The sequence below is a fragment of the Labrenzia sp. THAF82 genome, assembly GCF_009363435.1.
Classification (GTDB): Bacteria; Pseudomonadota; Alphaproteobacteria; order Rhizobiales; family Stappiaceae; genus Roseibium; species Roseibium porphyridii.
In genome coordinates this window covers 2,167,309-2,186,720 of sequence record NZ_CP045354.1, presented here as the reverse complement: position 1 = coordinate 2,186,720, position 19,412 = coordinate 2,167,309, and the positions used below count along the sequence as shown (strand labels likewise).

At 55.3% G+C, this 19,412-nt stretch carries 16 protein-coding genes; 9 read left to right on the top strand and 7 right to left on the bottom strand.

Going from position 1 to position 19,412, the window contains the following annotated elements:
- Positions 1–166: 166 nt before the first annotated feature.
- Both dnaG and FIV00_RS10200 read right to left on the bottom strand, forming a co-directional pair.
- Complete coding sequence (gene dnaG / locus FIV00_RS10205; protein ID WP_152500645.1) at positions 167–2,107, bottom strand: DNA primase; 1,941 nt, start codon at positions 2,105–2,107, stop codon at positions 167–169.
- 130 nt (positions 2,108–2,237) lie between these two features.
- Positions 2,238–2,738, bottom strand: coding sequence for a GatB/YqeY domain-containing protein (locus tag FIV00_RS10200; RefSeq protein WP_152500644.1), 501 nt, complete (start codon positions 2,736–2,738; stop codon positions 2,238–2,240).
- Positions 2,739–2,984: 246 nt separating this feature from the next.
- On the opposite strand from FIV00_RS10200, the gene carA reads away from it, so the two are divergent.
- Entirely contained in the window at positions 2,985–4,172 is a 1,188-nt protein-coding gene (carA, locus tag FIV00_RS10195) for a glutamine-hydrolyzing carbamoyl-phosphate synthase small subunit (RefSeq protein WP_152500643.1), read from the top strand.
- Between the two features lie 90 nt (positions 4,173–4,262).
- On the opposite strand, the gene FIV00_RS10190 is transcribed toward carA, so the two are convergent.
- A complete protein-coding gene (locus tag FIV00_RS10190; RefSeq protein WP_152500642.1) occupies positions 4,263–4,700 on the bottom strand; it encodes a MerR family transcriptional regulator in 438 nt (145 codons plus the stop codon).
- Between the two features lie 900 nt (positions 4,701–5,600).
- On the opposite strand from FIV00_RS10190, the gene FIV00_RS10185 reads away from it, so the two are divergent.
- The 4 genes from FIV00_RS10185 to FIV00_RS10170 all read left to right on the top strand — a co-directional run bounded on the left by FIV00_RS10185 (position 5,601) and on the right by FIV00_RS10170 (position 10,556).
- The gene (locus FIV00_RS10185; RefSeq protein ID WP_173005937.1) at positions 5,601–5,843 is read left to right on the top strand and encodes a helix-turn-helix transcriptional regulator; all 243 of its coding nucleotides are present in this window, start codon (positions 5,601–5,603) and stop codon (positions 5,841–5,843) included.
- A 171-nt stretch (positions 5,844–6,014) separates the two neighbouring features.
- Complete coding sequence (gene carB, locus FIV00_RS10180; protein WP_152500640.1) at positions 6,015–9,377, top strand: carbamoyl-phosphate synthase large subunit; 3,363 nt, start codon at positions 6,015–6,017, stop codon at positions 9,375–9,377.
- A 123-nt stretch (positions 9,378–9,500) separates the two neighbouring features.
- Entirely contained in the window at positions 9,501–9,974 is a 474-nt protein-coding gene (gene greA / locus FIV00_RS10175; protein ID WP_152500639.1) for a transcription elongation factor GreA, read from the top strand.
- Between the two features lie 111 nt (positions 9,975–10,085).
- A complete protein-coding gene (locus tag FIV00_RS10170; protein WP_152500638.1) occupies positions 10,086–10,556 on the top strand; it encodes a hypothetical protein in 471 nt (156 codons plus the stop codon).
- A 17-nt stretch (positions 10,557–10,573) separates the two neighbouring features.
- On the opposite strand, the gene FIV00_RS10165 is transcribed toward FIV00_RS10170, so the two are convergent.
- Positions 10,574–11,041: an Lrp/AsnC family transcriptional regulator gene (locus FIV00_RS10165; RefSeq protein WP_152500637.1), complete on the bottom strand. Its 468-nt coding sequence runs from the start codon at positions 11,039–11,041 to the stop codon at positions 10,574–10,576.
- A 213-nt stretch (positions 11,042–11,254) separates the two neighbouring features.
- Between FIV00_RS10165 and FIV00_RS10160 the strand changes: the two genes are divergently transcribed.
- Genes FIV00_RS10160 through FIV00_RS10150 form a run of 3 tightly spaced genes read left to right on the top strand, consistent with a single transcriptional unit; the run spans position 11,255 to position 14,223 of the window.
- The gene (locus tag FIV00_RS10160) at positions 11,255–12,256 is read left to right on the top strand and encodes a mitochondrial fission ELM1 family protein (protein ID WP_209006884.1); all 1,002 of its coding nucleotides are present in this window, start codon (positions 11,255–11,257) and stop codon (positions 12,254–12,256) included.
- Positions 12,257–12,303: 47 nt separating this feature from the next.
- Entirely contained in the window at positions 12,304–13,272 is a 969-nt protein-coding gene (gene trxB, locus FIV00_RS10155) for a thioredoxin-disulfide reductase (protein ID WP_152500636.1), read from the top strand.
- A gap of 54 nt (positions 13,273–13,326) precedes the next feature.
- The gene (locus FIV00_RS10150; RefSeq protein WP_152500635.1) at positions 13,327–14,223 is read left to right on the top strand and encodes a LysR family transcriptional regulator; all 897 of its coding nucleotides are present in this window, start codon (positions 13,327–13,329) and stop codon (positions 14,221–14,223) included.
- A gap of 559 nt (positions 14,224–14,782) precedes the next feature.
- Here FIV00_RS10150 and msrP read toward each other — a convergent pair.
- Both msrP and FIV00_RS10140 read right to left on the bottom strand, forming a co-directional pair.
- On the bottom strand, positions 14,783–15,745 hold the full coding sequence (msrP, locus tag FIV00_RS10145; protein WP_152500634.1) for a protein-methionine-sulfoxide reductase catalytic subunit MsrP: 963 nt from the start codon (positions 15,743–15,745) through the stop codon (positions 14,783–14,785).
- Positions 15,746–15,935: 190 nt separating this feature from the next.
- Positions 15,936–17,999, bottom strand: a complete 2,064-nt coding sequence (locus tag FIV00_RS10140; RefSeq protein ID WP_152500633.1) for an elongation factor G — start codon at positions 17,997–17,999, stop codon at positions 15,936–15,938.
- Positions 18,000–18,475: 476 nt separating this feature from the next.
- Here FIV00_RS10140 and FIV00_RS10135 point away from each other — a divergent pair, with 476 nt between their 5' ends.
- A complete protein-coding gene (locus FIV00_RS10135) occupies positions 18,476–18,772 on the top strand; it encodes a hypothetical protein (RefSeq protein ID WP_152500632.1) in 297 nt (98 codons plus the stop codon).
- Positions 18,773–18,846: 74 nt separating this feature from the next.
- Here the strand turns inward: FIV00_RS10135 and FIV00_RS10130 are convergent, their stop codons facing one another.
- Positions 18,847–19,326, bottom strand: coding sequence for a DUF992 domain-containing protein (locus tag FIV00_RS10130; protein ID WP_152500631.1), 480 nt, complete (start codon positions 19,324–19,326; stop codon positions 18,847–18,849).
- Positions 19,327–19,412 lie beyond the last annotated feature (86 nt).

Here is a 19,412-nt window from a genome sequence, read left to right as displayed (position 1 = left end):
AGGTCAATGGGAAAATGCGTTTTTTGGCCTTTTGCGGGGCAACAAGCGGGTTTTTATGGCTTCTTTCAAGCCCGCGCGGCATTCGACATTCAAGAAAGAGAGCTCAACTTTTCCGCTCGTCTTTGCCGGCAATCACTCAAGAAGTTCACGACGGCACCGAGCTGGTCTATCCAGCAGCAACTGTTTCAGCCTGTGCCTGTGGTCCTGCCTGTCTGATTTTTTTGGCCCGTTCCGCAAGATCCTGTTCCTCGCGCGCGCACTCCTCGCGGCGCCGACTAAGATCCTGCGTCAGCGCCTGAATGCGCGCCCAGGAATGTTCGTCGATTTCTTCATCGGTACTTTTGAGTTCCGTTGCCAGCTCGTCTTCCAGGGCGTTCAGTTCCAGGACGTCGATGAAATGGAGGTAGGCCGCTTCGACAAAATCCTCCGGTGGATTTGATTTCAACAGGGGGAAACGGTGATTGAGCGCGGAAAACTCCGCTCGTTTTTGCTGCTGAAGTCCGATCGTCTCCAACATCATCTCATACATGATGTCCTTTAGCGGTTCGTCAAAGGCACTCGTCAGATCCGCAATCGGCGTCTCTTCCAGATCGTCCACGATGCGGCACAGAATATCGCGCAGTTGCACATGCAGTTCATTGACAAACGGCAGTCTGGAAAACCGCTCGAAATTCCGGTCCAGCAGGTGCGGGAACCGCATGCAAAGACCCAACACCAGGCGTTCGGTGCCGAAATCATCACTTGCGGCCACGCTTTCACGCACCTTGCCGAGTGAGGGAATATCGGCGGATTTCTTCCCATCGCCGCGATTTTGTCGGGCTTGTTCGAAAAACAGATTGGACAGCTTGAATTTCAGGTCGAGCTGATAGCGACGACGGACACGTTCATCCCTGATCGTACCAATCAGATCGTCAAACCGCTTCTCAAGAGCTGCCTTGCGTTCCGGTGTGTCCAGGCGTGAAACCGAGATCTCCCTGTCCCAAACAACGTCGAACAGCGACTGGGCCCGGCCAACCTCGGTATGGAACCCTTCCAGCCCTCGTTTTTTGACGAGATCATCAGGGTCCATGCCGTCCGGCAGGAAGCAGAACTGGAATGAATAGCCACTTTTGAGAACCGGAAAGATCCTGTCGATCGCGCGATGAGCCGCTGAAACACCGGCAACATCCCCGTCAAAGCAAATCACAGGTTCCGGGGCGAATTTCCAAAGCCGCACGACCTGATCCTCGGTAAAGGCCGTGCCCAAAGAAGCAACGACATGCCGAACACCTGCTTGCGACAATGCAATCGCATCAAGATAGCCTTCCACCACCACAGCTTCGCCGGACTTGAAGGCGGGTTCACGTGCCCGGTGCGCATTGAACAGCATGACGCCTTTGTGAAAGAGCGGCGTTTCCGGAGAATTCAGGTATTTCGGCTGTCCGTCGGGCAAGAGCGTTCGCCCGCCGAAGGCGACCACACGTCCGCGATCATCCTGGATAGGTATCATTAGTCGACCGCGAAAGCGGTCGTATCCAGGCCGACCGTCCTCCGGCTTGATTACCAGCCCCGCTTCCACCATGACAGCTTCCGGAACATCCTTCGCCGCCAGATGGCTTTTCAACGCATCCCGGCTGTCCGGTGCAAAACCGAAACGGAATTCGGCAAGCGTTTCACGGCTAAGGCCACGCCCAAGCGCGTACTTGCGTGCGGTCTCGCCACGACCGCCGGCAAACTCGGCCTGAAAAAACTGCGCGGCCATCTCGCAAACATCTGCAAGCCCGGCCCGTTTCTTTTCCCGTCTCGCAGCCTGCGGGTCGGGTGCAGGCAAGGCAACGCCAGCTTGTTCAGCGAGCCGCTCAACTGTCTCCGGAAAGCTGAGGCCCTCTGTTTCACAGACGAAGGTGAAGTGATCGCCAGACGCGCCACAGCCAAAACACTTGTACCGATTGCGCCGGTCATCGACATGGAAACTCGGGCTTTTTTCCTGGTGAAACGGACAGCATGCCCAATAGTCGCCCTTGCCGGGCTGTGTCTTGCGCCGGTCCCATGTGACCCGTCGCCCAACCAGATCTGACAGCGTCAGCCGGGCACGAATTTCATCAAGAAGACGCTGATCAAAGCGCATGGAGTTATGGCTGCCTGGAGTTCAGAAATAGCGATCGATCCGTGGCTGCCACACGGACGACCAAACGGACGGATAAAAATAGTGGGTAAATGCGAATGAAGCTAGACCGCGATGGGATTTCTAACTGCCGTTACTCCGCTTCGGTGCCACTGGCTTCAGCTGTTGCAGCGCCGTTTCCGTTGGTTCGCAACATATCCTTGACGACGCAAGAGGCTTGAACAAAGTCCATTTTCCCCGGATATCGGGTCTTGAGTTCACTCATGCAGCGGCCGATGTCTCTCAGCCCATGGGCATCGATGTCCTTGACGGTCTCTTCACAGATCGCCCGCACTTCCTCGTCACTCAATTGAGCGGGCAGAAATTCGCGAATAATTTCCTGTTCAACACGTTCCTGTTCGGCCAGATCGAGCTGCCCACCGCTTTCAAATTCAACAGCGGAGCTTTCCCGCTGGTGGATCATTTTCTGAAGAATTTCAATAACGTCATGCTCGCTGACGCCGTCCTTGCCGTTCTCTCGGGCCGCAGCCTCACGGTCCTTTACCGCGGTCTGAACCAGACGCAAGGTCGCACATCGGCGTTTGTTGCCGTCATCCTGCGCAGCTTTGAGGGCCGCGTTGATTCTGTCACGCATCGCTTCGCCCATGGATTACTCTACCCCTGCCATGCTGAGGCTCGATGCCGTTCGGCGCCCACGCGAACCACTCAGCCAAGTCATTGAATTTTAAAGATCTTTTTTCAACGGATCAATATTGACGATCCAAGCCGCTTCCCATAGAGTCCCGCGCTTAATGCAGACGGCCTAGCGCGGGTCCTTTTTCCCGCTTCAGACGCCTTTCCTGCAGCGCATGATGTCACCAACAAGATCTGGAAACAAGACATGACGACTGCAGACGCATGGTCCGAGACCCCGGCGACCGCCCTTCTTGTGCTCGCCGACGGCAGCATCATCGAGGGTGTAGGCCTTGGCGCCACGGGACAGGCCGTTGGTGAAATCTGCTTCAACACCGCCATGACCGGCTACCAGGAAATCCTGACCGATCCGTCCTACTCCGGACAGATCATAACCTTCACGTTCCCCCATATAGGTAACGTCGGGACGAATGACGAGGATATCGAGACCGTCAACATGGCTGCCGACAGCGGTATCCGTGGCGTGGTACTTGCGGCAGAGGTAACCGACCCAAACAATTATCGGGCTGCGCGCCATCTGGATGCCTGGCTGAAGAGCCGCAACATGATCGGGATATGCGGTGTGGACACACGTGCACTGACCGCTCTCATTCGGGAAAAGGGTGTGCCCAACGGGGTTATCGCTCATTCCCCGGACGGCAGATTCGACAGAGACGCGCTGAAAACAGCTGCGTCGAACTGGCCCGGCCTTGTCGGTATGGATCTCGCAAAGGACGCTTCGACAACCCAGTCGCACCCTTGGTCGCAAACGACCTGGCAGTGGGATGAAGGATTTGGCGAAAAAACCGAAGGCAGATTCAAGGTCGTTGCGATTGATTTCGGTATTAAGCGCAATATTTTGCGGTTGTTGACCGATGCCGGTTGCGAAGTGACTGTTTTGCCGGCAACAGCGTCGGCAGAAGATGTGCTCGCACATCGCCCGGATGGTGTTTTCCTGTCAAATGGTCCGGGTGATCCGGCCGCAACGGGTACTTATGCCGTCAACACGATCAAGAAAGTCGTCGACACGGGTGTCCCGACTTTTGGCATTTGCCTGGGACACCAGATGCTTGCGCTGGCGCTTGGCGGGAAAACCCTGAAAATGCACCAGGGCCATCACGGCGCCAACCATCCGGTCTTCGATCACACGACCGGAAAGGTTGAAATCACATCTATGAACCACGGCTTTGCAGTCGACGCTGAAAGCCTGCCTGACAATGTCCAGCAGACGCATGTCTCGCTGTTCGATGGCTCGAATTGCGGTTTGGCAATGAAGGACAAGCCGGTTTTTTCCGTGCAGTATCACCCGGAAGCCTCCCCGGGGCCCCGCGACAGCCACTATTTGTTCAAGCGGTTTACGGATCTGATGAAGGCAAGAGAAACCGAACCGGCTTAGTCAGGTGTCGAAAAGAGACACAAGAACCGACACTCAAAACGAAAAAACCCGGCAAGCAAGCTTGCCGGGTTTTTTTTGAACCGAAACCAGTTAGTGAACGAGTTCGTCGAACACCGTGAGGATCTGGTCAACCTCTGCGATCTGATCATCAAGCATCTGCTTCTGTTCCAGCAGAATTTCCTGCTGGCCTTTACAGATCTCTTGAAGTTCCTTGAACTGATCTTCGCGTTTGGAGTTTCCTTCAACCAGCTTGATCACCCTGCGGATTTCAGCGAGGGTCAAACCGATTTTCTTTGCCTGAAGGATGACACGCATGCGTGACACATCACGCGGCCCGTAAAACCGGCGCGCGCCTTTGCGCACGGGGTTCAGCAGACCTTTTTCTTCATAAAAACGCAGTGTGCGCAGCGTGACATTGAAGCGTTCTGACATTTCGGAGATCGCAAGTGAGCGATCTTCAATTACCATGTCCTGCCCCGGACCAGCGATGTCCGGAACAACGACCATCTTGGTAGCTACATTGTTCATTCTATTAAGCCCGATCTTGTCCTTTTTGTTCCAGGCCTGATTGGGTCATGTAACGCCCCTGGTTTTCCGGTCCCACCATCGGTCCGCCAGGTCCCACTGACACTACACTTAAAGCTCCTGTTGCCGGAAAGCGTGGCTTACCGGTTCAGAAGCTCCCAACATCAGACTCCTAGGAGACTAAGCACCAGTCTAATACAACAGAATGACAGATAAAATCTACAGTAAAATTGGAATTATTGACTACTTTCCGCGCAAGTTTCAGCTTTTTGAAAACTAAAACTTCAATAAATGCAGAAAGGACATACAACTTTGAATAAATAGTTCCTGATGGAATTTGATTTCAGGGTATAAATATTAATTATCGATAATCTGGCACTAATAAATAGAGTAATCTTCAGTCGCGATTTCCACAACGATTTTCCCTAACCCCACGGCAGATTGAGGTCAAAAAATACTTTGTTTTCTTTGCCTTAACCCTGACAATTATTACATGACGCTGCCAGTCTTTAAATATTATCTAGAAAACTCGCGATCAATCTGAATTCTAACCGACTGCTGTGAGGCAATCTTTCACACCCACATTGCACGCTTAACGTGCAGATCTCAACGAAATTGAAAGTCATACACACAAACTGAGCGGAATTCCGTTCTTGTCGAGCGTACGAATCTAATCCTTCGCGCCGCTAATATTTGTCCGTCTGTTCAAATTTCAAGTGGTGATCGCGCATTCGTCGCACAAAAAAGAGCACATTGTGCACTTCCCGATTGACAAGAACGCGTCCAGGTTATTTTTGTCTTATTTGTCAGCACGCTGGCTGCTGACGAAGCCCGTACGGAACGAAGATATTCCGGAACATTGGTAATATGGCCGAATCAAAATCAAAAAATCCTGTGCAAGGCATGACCCCCCAGCAGTTTCGCATCTGGCGGCGCACCCTGGGACTGAAGCAAAAGGACGCTGCCGACAGGCTCGGTCTGAAGAAGCGCATGATCCAGTACTATGAAAAGGGTAACCGGGACGGCCGTCCGGTAGAAATCCCGAAATCAATCCGACTCGCTTGCTATGCCTTGTCCGAAGGAATTGGTGACTTTGACGGTCAAAGCACCGCTCCCTTGCCCGCTGAAAGCAAAGAGACCGATTAAACCTGCAATTTGGACGCAGAAAACGTCTGAATGATACCCTGCCGGGGTTCCATACCGTCGTTCTTTTCCCTATAAGACGCGCTCAGCCAACATTGTCATTCACCTCATGATAGAGCCCGACCGAATAACGGCGACGTTATCCGGACTGGCCGCTGCGAGCTGCGAGCCGAGATGCCCAAACGCACTGATATCTCTTCCATACTGATCATAGGTGCCGGTCCGATTGTTATCGGTCAGGCCTGCGAATTCGACTATTCCGGCACGCAGGCCTGCAAGGCGCTGCGAGAGGAAGGGTATCGCATTATTCTGGTGAACTCGAACCCGGCGACGATCATGACTGATCCCGATCTTGCCGACGCCACATATATTGAGCCGATCACGCCAGACCTTGTGGCCAAGATCATAGAAAAAGAGCGCCCGGACGCACTTCTGCCAACCATGGGTGGGCAAACCGCGCTCAACTGTGCGTTGGATCTTGAGGAAATGGGGGTCCTTGAAAAATTCGGGGTGGAGATGATCGGCGCCCGTGCCGATGTCATTGAAAAGGCCGAAGACCGAGAAAAGTTCAGGGCCGCCATGGATGTGATCGGTCTTGAAAACCCGCGTGCATCCATCGCATCGTCACCCGCCATTCGAGGAGAAGACGGCAAGATCACCGGATATGACCGCAACGCCGGATATCTGGAAGCCATGCGTGCGCTTGACGAAATCGGTTTGCCAGCCATCATTCGTCCGGCATTCACACTCGGCGGCACCGGTGGCGGCGTTGCCTATAACCGGGAAGAATACGAGACAATCGTTCGCTCGGGCATCGACGCCTCGCCTGTTGGCCAGGTTCTGATCGATGAAAGCCTGCTCGGCTGGAAGGAATATGAGATGGAAGTGGTCCGCGACAAAGCGGATAACTGCATCATCATTTGCTCGATTGAAAACGTCGATCCAATGGGCGTTCACACCGGAGATTCAATCACCGTTGCACCGGCACTGACGCTGACGGACAAAGAATACCAGATCATGCGCGATGCCTCGATCGCAGTTCTGCGCGAGATCGGTGTGGAAACGGGGGGGTCGAACGTGCAGTTCGCCGTCAATCCCGAAAACGGCCGTCTGGTGGTGATCGAGATGAACCCGAGGGTTTCCCGTTCGTCTGCACTTGCCTCCAAGGCAACAGGTTTCCCGATCGCGAAAATCGCGGCCAAACTGGCGGTCGGCTATACGCTGGATGAACTTGAAAACGACATTACCGGTGGTGCCACGCCTGCATCCTTCGAGCCGACGATCGACTATGTCGTCACCAAGATCCCGCGTTTCGCTTTCGAAAAATTCCCTGGGTCTGTCCCGACCTTGACCACTGCAATGAAGTCGGTCGGCGAAGTGATGGCCATCGGCCGGACCTTCAATGAAAGTCTGCAGAAAGCTCTTCGTGGTCTGGAAACCGGCCTGAATGGTCTCGACGAAACCGAAATCCCCGGGCTTGACCAGGGCGATGACCGCAATGCACTTCGGGCCGCGGTTTCAACCGCGACCCCGACACGCCTTTTGAACGTCGCTCAAGCCATGCGTCTTGGTATGAGCGTGGAAGAAGCACATCAGGCAAGCGGGATCAGCACCTGGTTCCTGGAACAGATGGCCGACATCCTGGCGATGGAAGCAAAAGTGCGCAACATTGGTCTGCCGAAAGATGCGGCAAACCTGCGCAAGCTCAAATCAATGGGCTTTTCGGACGCAAGACTGGCGAGCCTTGCAGGGCTTGAGGCAGACGATATCGTTAAGTTGCGGCAGGAACTGAACGTGCATCCGGTCTATAAGCGCATCGACACTTGCGCAGCCGAATTCGCTTCCCCGACCGCTTACATGTATTCGACCTATGAAACCCCTTTCATGGGCAAACCGGCCTGTGAATCCCACCCGTCCGATCGGAAGAAAGTCGTCATTTTGGGTGGCGGACCGAACCGGATCGGACAGGGCATTGAATTTGACTATTGCTGCTGTCATGCCGCCTTTGCGCTTGATGACGCCGGGTATGAGACCATCATGGTCAATTGCAATCCGGAGACCGTGTCTACGGACTATGATACCTCCGACAGGCTCTATTTCGAGCCGCTGACGTCAGAAGATGTCTTGGAGATCATACGTCGCGAGCAAGAGAACGGTACGCTACACGGCGTTATTGTTCAGTTCGGTGGTCAGACACCACTCAAGCTGGCTCAGTCGCTGGTTAAGGCCAACGTGCCGATCCTCGGCACCTCTCCCGATATGATCGATCTGGCCGAAGACCGGGACCGCTTCCAGAAGCTCTTGATCAAATTGGACCTGAAACAGCCGGAAAACGGTATCGCCTACTCGGTCGAACAGGGCCGTTTGATTGCAGGGCAGCTCGGTCTGCCATTGGTCGTACGCCCATCCTATGTTCTTGGTGGCCGCGCCATGCAGATCATTCGCGACGAAGAAGCGCTCAATTCATACCTGCTCGGCACCTTGCCCGAACTGGTTCCGGCTGAAGTTCGGGCCAAGTATCCGAACGACAAGACCGGTCAGATCAATACGGTGCTGGGCACCAACCCCCTCTTGTTCGACCGCTATCTGGACGGTGCGATCGAGGTTGATGTCGACGCGCTTTGCGACGGCAAGGACGTCTTTGTTTGCGGCATCATGGAACACATCGAGGAAGCCGGCATTCACTCTGGTGACAGCGCCTGCTCTCTTCCTGCTTTCTCCTTGAAACAAGAGCTCATCGACGAGCTGAAGCGCCAGACAACGGCATTGGCCCTGGCGCTTGAAGTCGGTGGATTGATGAATGTGCAGTTCGCGATCAGAGGCGATGAAATCTACGTCCTTGAAGTGAACCCTCGCGCCTCGCGAACGGTGCCTTTTGTTGCCAAGACGATCGGTGAGCCCATTGCCAAGATCGCCAGCCGGGTCATGGCTGGTGAGAGCCTGGCATCATTCGGCCTCTCCGAGGCAAAACTCGATCACATCGCGGTCAAGGAAGCTGTGTTCCCGTTCGCGCGTTTCCCGGGTGTCGACACCATTCTTGGTCCGGAAATGCGCTCCACCGGTGAGGTCATGGGCCTCGACACGGCCTTCGGACAGGCATTTGCCAAAGCACAGCTTGGCAGCGGCACGGGCGTGCCGGGAAATGGCACCGTCTTCATCTCCATGCGCGACGACGACAAAGCTGGTGTCATGGATGCGGTCCGCAGCCTCGAAGCTGCTGGCTTCAACATCATTGCCACAGGCGGCACACAGAAATATCTCGAGGCAAACGGCATTGCAGTGAAGAAGATCAACAAGGTGCTTGAAGGCCGACCCCATATCGTCGATGCTATCAAGAACGGTGAAGTTCAACTCGTCTTTAACACCACGGAAGGTGCGCAGGCGATTGCCGACAGCCGGTCGATGCGCCGCGCAGCTCTCCTGAATAAAGTGCCGTATTACACGACGCTTTCGGGTTCCGTTGCTGCCGCCAAGGGAATAACCGCCCACAAGGCGGGGAGCCTTGAAGTAAGACCTTTACAATCCTACTTCGGCTGAGGCTATTATACTCGTTGACCGGCCGGGAAAGCGCGCCTTTCCCGGCTTGGTTTGTTTTTGTAGAAGCGCGGTCCTTTAAGAAGAGATGAGAAGAGGACCCAATAAGCTGAAGGTCTGAGACCCATGGAAAAAGTTCCGATGACCTCTGCCGGTTACAAAATGCTTCAGGATGAGCTGAAGGAACGTACCACGGTTGAGCGTCCGCGCATCGTTGATGCCATTGCTGAAGCACGCGCACATGGCGACCTGTCGGAAAACGCAGAATACCATGCAGCCAAAGAAGCACAGAGCCTGAACGAAGGCCGCATTGCGGAACTGGAAGACAAGCTGTCCCGTGCCGAGGTTATCGACGTGACCAAACTTGACGGCGAGATCGTCAAATTCGGTGCGACCGTTTCCCTGATCGACGAGGACACGGAAGAAGAAAAGAAATACATGATCGTTGGCGACGTCGAATCCGACGTGAAGCACAACAAGGTCTCGATTTCGTCTCCCATCGCGCGCGCTTTGATCGGCAAGTCGGTTGGCGACAGTGTTGAAGTTGCAGCTCCCGGCGGTGCTCGCTCCTATGAGATCGTCGAAGTCAGGTTCATGTAGACCAGAGCTTCGCAAGCAACTCATTTTCAAGCAACTTTTCTACCGCTTTACCCTTTGACGCCTGCCGGTCTATCGCTAAAGTAGCAACCGGCACGTGTCGGAGAGCAAGTGATGGTCTTTCATGCAATTGGCGTATGGTTGCTGGTGATCTCGGTTCCATTGTGGGCCTATCGCTGGTTTGCGTTCTCCAAGCTGACTGGTCGCGAGAGACTGGCATTCAAACGCCTGATCAAGCGCAGGCACGAGAATTCGTTTGGATTTGCCCTGCGTGTTTTCGGCTTTCTGGTAGCGCTTGCCATGTCGGTGATACTTTTGGTCCTCGGCCTTCGCTATTTCAAGCAAGGATCCCTGGAACTTGGCACCTTCCGCGACACCATGCGCGGGCGTCTTTATTCCGGCTTGGAGCCGGTTGACCAGGCATTGAACACATTCCACTACGATCAATGGCTGCCGATCGCCATCCTGACCACCTGTGCACTTCTCAGCGTTGCCTTCACGCTGGTGGCAACCGCTCTCAGGGATATTTCGGTAATGGGCCGCCTGCGCAAGCGCCTCAGCAACATCGGTGACCGGAAGGACTGACCGGCCTCAGGTAAAATTCAATCGATTGGTACGACAGGCTCATCTTTGGTCCGACGGATTGTCAGGGCCGTACGCACGCTGTCGACATTTGGAGCTGCCGTCAGTTCCCGGATGACGAAATTCTGGAACGTCTGCAGGTCTGGCGCGACACATTTCAACAGGAAATCAACCTCGCCGGACAACATGTAGCTCTCTCGCACGAGCGGCCACTTCTGGACTGTTTCCTCAAACGCGATCAGATCGGCCTCAGTCTGGCTATGCAAACCCACCATGGCAAAAGCGGTGACGTCGTAGCCAAGCTGCTTTTCATCCAGCAGCGTCCTATATCCGAGAATCAGTCCGGCCTCTTCGAGCGCCCTCACCCGGCGCAGACACGGTGGAGCGGATATGCCGACGCGCCGCGCCAACTCCACGTTGGTCATTCGCCCGTCCGCTTGCAATTCTTTCAGGATCTGCCAGTCAATGGCATCGAGCCGCGCTTTCAAATCCGTCTCCTTTTAGCTCCGCCTTGGGTCGTCCGGGATGGACCAAGATGTGGATGATTCACCCGGGGCGCATTGGCGTCTTGCGGGCGCGAACCGTCCCGCGCTAACGTGTCTGTCCTTGTGCCGGAGTATGATTTTTTGCGCGTTTGTGCAAGACTATAACAAAATTGCGCACGATTTCGAAAGATTACGATAGGGGAACCCCTCCCGACAATGCGAACCATGCCGGAGATTTCCCCGTCCTCGATTTGGGTTCTCACCGACGGCAAGGCCGGTGATATTGCGCAATGTGCAGGTGTTGCTGAAGCCCTTTGCGTGCCCTTCGAAACCCGCACAATTTCTCCACGTCCGCCCTTTTCCTGGTGGCTGCCATTTGGTCCGACTGATCCTCGTGAGTGGGAGAAGAGGCCAGGGAGCCCGATCGCGCCTCCCTACCCGGATTTGGCTATTGCGTCCGGCCGCAGGGCTGTGGCTTACCTTCGGCGTATCAAGCGGCGCTCCAAAGGATACACATTCACGGTTTTCTTGAAGGACCCTCGGACCGGACCGGACAGCGCAGACTTGATCTGGGTCCCTGAGCATGACGCGCTACGTGGTCGCAATGTTCTCGTAACACCGACGTCTCCACACCGCTTTTCTGTATCCAAACTGGATGAATTAAGAGCGCAAAAGTCGCCGGAAATAGACAAACTCGCCACGCCGCGAGTCGCAGTGCTGATCGGTGGCGACAGCCGACATCACACCTTCAGCGAAGACGACCAGAACATCCTCCTGACCGGTTTGCGGGAAATTGCCCATCAGGGCGCCAGTCTGATGATCACCGCCTCCCGGCGTACGCCACCGGGTCTGGCCTATGGGCTTGCCAGTCTCGCCAAGTCCGGGGGACATCTTTATTGGACGGGCGAACCTCCGAACCCCTATGGGACTTTTCTGGCGAAGGCCGATGCGATCGTTGCCACAGCCGACTCCACCAACATGATCGGCGAAGCGACCGCCACCGGCAAACCCATTCATGTCTTTCATCCAGGCGGTGGTCACGCAAAAATCACCCGGTTTTTGGGGACTTTGCAGCGACTGGGTGCGATTCACCCCTTTCCAGGTGCGCTGAAAACCACTACCTACGAGCCGATAGATGCCACGCCCGTTATTGCCGAACGCATCCTTGCCGATTACGCGGCACTGCGACGGAATGACAACAACGAGCCGGCAGACTGATTTTTCGCCGCCAGGCAAGAACACTTGAACAGGACAAAGGGGCGACCATGAGCACAGAACACAGCAAACTTCTGATCATCGGCTCCGGGCCGGCCGGATATACGGCTGCCATTTATGCCGCGCGCGCAATGATCGAGCCGACGCTTGTCGCTGGCATTCAGCCAGGCGGACAGCTGACCATCACAACGGACGTTGAAAACTACCCTGGTTTCGCCGATCCCGTGATGGGCCCTTGGCTGATGGAACAGATGCAAAAGCAAGCTGAAAATGTCGGCACGAAGATTGTCTACGACACAATCACCAAGGCTGACCTGTCCCAGCGTCCTTTCCGCCTAGAGGCCGACAGCGGTACTGTCTTCACCGCCGATACGCTTGTTATCGCCACCGGGGCGCAAGCACGCTGGCTCGGGCTGCCGTCGGAACAGGACTATATGGGGGCTGGCGTTTCGGCATGTGCGACATGCGACGGCTTCTTCTACCGCAACAAGGAAGTCGTGGTTGTTGGCGGTGGCAACACAGCAGTTGAAGAAGCGCTCTACCTGGCAAATCTTGCGTCCAAGGTGACCCTTGTTCACCGCAGAGACAATCTGCGCGCGGAAAAGATCCTTCAGGATCGTCTGTTCAAGAACCCGAAAATCGAAGTGATTTGGGACCATCAGGTTGATGAAATACTGGGTGGAGGCGAACCGAAGGCCGTAACCGGCGTGCGTCTCAAGAACACCCAGAGCGGCAGCACTCAGGAAATCTCCGCTGACGGTGTTTTCATTGCCATCGGTCACGCACCTTCCGTGGAACTCTTCAAGGATCAGCTTGGGTTGAAGCCCAACGGCTACCTGGAAACGGCACCGGACTCGACAAAGACCTCTATCCCGGGTGTCTATGCAGCCGGTGATGTGACGGACGACATCTATCGCCAGGCCGTAACCGCCGCCGGTATGGGCTGCATGGCAGCGCTTGAAGCAGAGAAATTTTTGGCCGAACACGAGATCGAAACCACCCAACAGGCGGCTGAATAGCCCGCCGTCGGGCCCGAAACTGCCGGGCCCGCTACGTCCTGTGGAGGGGCACGCATGGATTGGGACAAACTGCGAATTTTTCATGCGGCCGCTCAGGCTGGCAGCTTCACTCATGCCGGCGACAGCCTGCACATGAGCCAGTCCGCCGTCAGCCGGCAGGTCAGTGCGCTTGAGCAGGATCTCGGAGTCCCGCTCTTTCATCGCCACGCACGCGGTCTATTGCTGACGGAACAAGGGGAGCTGCTCTACCGGACCGCATCAGATGTGTTGATGAAACTCGAAGCGGTTCAGACAAGCCTGACCGACAGCAAGGAAAAACCTTCAGGAGCACTGCGCGTCACCACGACGGTAGGTCTGGGGTCCACCTGGCTCACGTCACGCATCAAGAACTTCATCGATCTATACCCAGACGTCGACCTGCATCTGATTTTTGACGATGACGAGCTTGATCTTGGTATGCGTGAGGCAGATGTCGCTATCCGGCTGCGCCAGCCCACTCAGCCGGATCTGATCCAGCGCAAACTCTTCACCGTGCACTTTCACGTTTTCGCCGCGCCGGAATATCTGCACCGCTTTGGCGCACCGTCCACGATCGAAGACATCGACAACCACCGTATCATCACGTTTGGCGAACAGGCACCAGCCTATTTGCGATCCATGAATTGGCTGGAGACCGCCGGTCGAAGCTCGACTGATCCGCGTCGCTCAGCGCTCAAGGTGAACAATCTGGTTGCCATCAAGCGAGCTGTTCAATCAGGTGTCGGCATCGCAATGCTGCCGGACTATATCATCGATCATGCGTCCAACATGGTTCCGGTGATCACGGAAGAAGAAGACAAGGTGCCGTCATTCGACACGTATTTCGTTTATCCTTCGGAACTCAAGAACACGGCGCGTGTCACAGCGTTTCGTGAGTTCTTGCTGACCAACGCCGAGAATTGGGTTTATTGACCTGGCAAGCGTCCTGCTGGCCCCCTCGCCTCTGTCGGCTCGCCCCTGTCAGCTCGCCCCTGTCAGCTCGCCCCTGAACTGCTCGCCCCTGAACTGCTCGCCCCTGAACTGCTCGTAATTCAGGCTACAAGGGTGCAGAATTTGAGCACTTCGTTCAGGGCTCTCTGAGGAAATGGCCATAAAAATCCGCTTTGTCCAAAAATAATTTTATACAAAATTCGAACTTGAATGCAGTATTCGGGTTCAAAACAGGCCTTCTAAGGCGTTGAATTTGCTCAGTTTAAATTTGAAACGAATTTTCCGGACATCAGCCCTGCGAAAAATGCATAGCAGGTCTGCGCGGCTGCCTCTTGTTTATGCAGCTTGTGCACTGCATATAAGCAGTACTGTTGGTCACGCGGGCGTCACGTCCTCCTCCCAGTGATGTCCAGACCAGCTGTTCCCCTCTGGAAGGTGATTCTACTGTTTTCAGTGAATCAAAACAAACTGCCGGGTCCTTAAAGACCCGGCTCTTTTTTTGCCTATACTATATTGCAGCGCACAATGCGCCGATCTGCATTTACATGAACAGCAATTCGCCCGTCATGTTCTTGTAGATCCCGGCAACCTGTTCTTCATAGCCGTTGTAAAGAAGTGTCTGTCGGCGTTGATCCGTCCCAAGCAAACGCTCGGAGTCTTGTGGCCAACGGCGGTGCGGAACCGAAGGATTCACATTGGCCCAGAAGCCGTATTCTTTGGGCTGAATTTCTTCCCAGAAACTGACAGGCCGCTCTTCCGTGAAGGTGATGCGCACGACGGACTTGATACACTTGAAACCGTATTTCCATGGTGTGACCAGACGGATCGGCGCTCCGAATTGATTCGCGAGCGGTTTGCCGTAAACGCCCGTCGCCATGAAGGCCAGTTCATTGGTGGCCTCTTCCAGCGTCAGGCCTTCAACATAAGGCCACGGATACCAGGACTGTTTTTGTCCACTCGCGACCGAGGGATCAAGGAAGGTTTCAAATCGAAGGTATTTCGCATTTGATTTGGGACTGGCCAGCTTCACCAGTTCGGAAAGCTCAAATCCCGACCAAGGCACGGCCATCGACCAGGCTTCCACGCAACGATGACGGTAAAGCCGCTCTTCGAGTGGCATCTGACTCAGGAGCTTGTCGATATCCACGATCTGCGGATTGTCGACAAGACCATCTAGCGTGACCGTCCACGGCCGGATCTGGAGTTCCTGCGCGGCCTGCCAGATCTGCTTGTGTGAGCCGAATTCGTAAAAGTTGTTGTAAGTGGACGCGTCTTCCTCATCAGTCAGGTCGCGATCAAGTGTGAAGGCTGGGTTACGCTTCACTGGATAGAGGCCCGCACTTGGGTCTTCTTCAGCAAAGGCCGGACGTAGTCCAAGACCTGTGCCCAGCAGAGCGCCGCTACCGGCCAGACCTGCGAGGATCTGCCGACGGTTCAGGAAGACATGTTCCGGCGTCGCTTCGCGCTCGGGAATCGCCCAGCTGCGCTTTTTCAATATATTCATTCTCAGGCTCCTGTTTGCCCTGAAGAGAACCGAAATCGGTGTTCAATGGCAAATAACGCCCTGGTGACCATTAGCAATACGAATGTGAACGACGTCCAATTAGCAGCAAAGTGGTAGCTGCAGTCTCCCGACAACCAGTTGAAAAGAACGAGAGGGAAAGTTGCCCTCTCATTCAGTCGCTATTCCCGTATCAGGCGGCCTGCTTGCCTGACCGCTGCAGAGCCTGATCTGCCGCCTTGCCGGAAAGTTCCGCCAGATGGTCGAACGCCGACATATAGCTGGCAACCCCTGCCGTTGCAGACCGCAGCTCGACGATCAGATCGCTGATCTCCGCTTCGGGCATCAGGGCCTGAACCTCGTCCCAGCCTGGCCAGTCCGGCCTGGCGTCGAACCCGAGCAGTTGACCGCGTCTGGCCGAGACAATCGCATTCACTCGGGCAGTCGCGTCGTTCGGACAGGCAATCGTCACTTTGTGGATCGGCTCGAGCAACACCGGTTTGCAATCTTTCAGTCCTTCACGAATGGCAAGGATACCCGCCATCCTGAATGCCTGGTCCGAACTGTCGACGGAATGATAGGACCCATCCGTCAGACAGATGGAAACATCAACCACCGGAAAGCCAAGCGGACCTTGTCCGAGCGCGTCCATGACACCGTCCCGCACTGAAGGAATATACTGTTTGGGAACAACGCCACCGGTGATCGTATCGCTGAATTGAAGACCCTCGCCCCTTGGCAACGGTGCGATCTCGAGCACGACATCACCGAACTGGCCGTGCCCTCCGGATTGCTTCTTGTGCCGGCCACGCACCTTTGTGCTGGTCCGGATCGTCTCGGCGTAAGGTACATGCGGCGCATGGGCAGCTATGTCCAAGCCGTATTTTCCGGCCAGCCTTTCCTGGGCAACCCGTAAATGCATCTCACCCTGTCCTGCCAACAGTGTTTCTGCTGTTGTCTGGTTCTGACTGATCGTGAGCGACGGATCTTCCTCGGCAAGCTTTGTCAGTGCGGTCGACAATCGAACCTCATCTTTGCGCTGCGCCGCTGCAATTGCTGTTGCAAGTACCGGACTGCGTCTCTCATCAGCCGGCTTGGCTGCGATTTTGCCTGCCTCGAAGGCAATAAGGTCGCCCGTCTGGACATGTTCAAGCCGGCCAAGGGCAACCAGATCTCCTTTGCCTGCGGTTGCGATCTTGGCGGCATGTTGGCCGAAAACGTTGAAAAGACCAGACACCTTGATTTCTGTTTCACCATTGAGAAACAGGCTGTCGCCGTCGGAAAGCTGACCGTCCAGAATGCGCGCTATGGAGAGTTTCCCGCCATGTTGAGTGTGCAGCGTTTTGATCACCTGCAGGGCCGCTTTTTTGTCGCCGTCCAGAACGCGTTCCCTCAGCCGATCGACAACCGGAACTTCATGACGAAGCGCCTTCAGCAGCTTGCTGACACCATTTCCATGTTCGGCTGACCCGAAGAAGACAGGACAGATAAGACCATCCTGCATTTCATTGACGAGATCGGCAAAAATCTGCTCGCGATCCGGTGCAATGTCTTCCAGCAGCGCTTCCATGAGGTCGTCATCGTGGTCTGCCAGATGCTCCAGCATCGTGAAACGCGCTTCATGTTCACGCGCCAGATCCTCATCGGACATGTCGATCTGCGTGCTTGGTTCCTTCTCGTGATAGACATGGGCCCTTTCAAGCGCCAGATCGATAAACCCGGTCGCGTGACCGTCTTCCCAGATAGGTATCTGTCGAAGCACCAGCGGAACTGCCGAGGCCGGCTGCAACACGCTGAGCACATCTCTCACCCGACGGGTACTTTTGTCGATCTTGTTCAAAAACAAAACCCGCGGAATGGCGCGGGCTTCAAGAGCTTTCAGTATGAGTTGCAAGGCCGGAACCTTGCGTTCGTCATCCTCCGCGACGACGATGGCCATGTCGGCTCCGCTTAGGGCTCCGTCCATCTCGCTCAGGAATTCAACTGACCCCGGACAGTCAACAAAGACGAAGCGGTCGCCCAGATAGTCTGCATCGGCGACATTTATTTCAACGCTCATCCCATGCGCACGTGCTTCCGGCGAAGCGTCGCCGACCGTGTTGCCATCCGTGATTGACCCCTGACGCGCAACTTTGTCGGTTCGCGCGAGAAGGGCTTCCAGCAAGCTGGTTTTGCCGCTGCCGAACGGACCAACTAGTGCAATACAGCGCGGCGTAGTGCCGGCGGCGTTTCCTCTTCCGTTTGTTCCGATTGCCATAATGTGCCTCTCGTGTTTGAGGGGGGAGCCCCTAAAACTACGCGGCAAGGCCGGTTCGGTTGGACGCGGGCCCGCCGCGTCTCGCCCGGATGGGATCGAAGGCCCAAAAACCCGGTACTCTTAAGCACCAAGCCCCAACTGAAAGGCACATCGACCGGGGGCGGTCTTTCATCGTCGCGCCGAAAAGGAGCTGAACGCAAGGAGAATTATTGACGCAGCGCAACAATTCGGATGGTTCTCGGTCCGCCATTCCACTGGAAAACGCACAATCAGGTCCCCACATATGCATTAGTCTGGCGCTAACAGCAGGATTATGAACTTCGGAACTGTGCGGATATTATGCCCGTCGGCTGTGTCTGCTGGACGGATGCCAACGACCAGGCTGACAAGCGAGACCGTGTTCATGCATCAGACGTCGGCTGACAAGCGATACACTCGGCAAGCCCTTACCTTGATCACAATCAGGAACAAGCATCATGACCCGGATGACTGCAGCAACGGTAGTGCTAGTTGCCACTCTTCTCGCGGGAACAGCGAACGCACAGAACAACCAGCTTCGCGGCTTGCCACAGTCCGGTTCGTCCCTGCTGCCTTCAGCGCAGCAACAGCTGAACCAAAACAGGAACAGGCAGCAGTCGGGGTTCTCGACCCGTCAACAGATCGAAGGGGCAAACCGGCTGAACAGAACGGATCAGATCAACCGCGCCAACACCCGTCCGGATGTCTCATCGAACCCTTGCGCAGGGGCAAACGAGAGCTGCCAGAACAGGTAACCGGCCAAACGAAATTTGGTAAGACAAGTGAGCGCAAAGCCCGTTCCAGTCGGAAACGGGCTTCGCCTTTCGGTTCAGTTTATGGGTTCGAGCGTCATCTTGCTGACACCGATGGTCAAATTGGTGCCCGTTTGACTTTCCAGGCTGAACGGATTCAGCGCGATTGACCGGTCAAGCCCCCCGATAAGAGCATTGGCTTTGATGCCTGCCCCCAGGCTCGCGCCTGCGGTCAAACCGCCATAGGTCCCCGCCAACAGGCCCGGCTTGCGATCCGCAGAGGGTGCTAGGACGCCCCAAACAAGGTTGGCTTCCTTGGTAGTTCCGATATCGAGGCCATAGTCCCGCACTTTACCCTTGTAGTATTCGACCGTTCCGCCATCGGCAGGTTTGAAGCTACAGCCGAGCGTAGCTGAAGAACCAACGATGAAATTGTGCTCTCCCTCCAACAGACAATTAAGTGTCCCAATTTCGACAGTTGGCGTGTTCTCGGAGGCGAGAGCCGTTCCTGCACAAAGAACAGCGGCCACAGCAAAACCAAATCTAGAAAAACGCATTCTGAAACTCCTGGTATTGAATGCCGGCAGGCTCTCAGGAAGAGAAGCCTGGCCATCGTCACCATATGGGTCGGCATCAAGTCAAA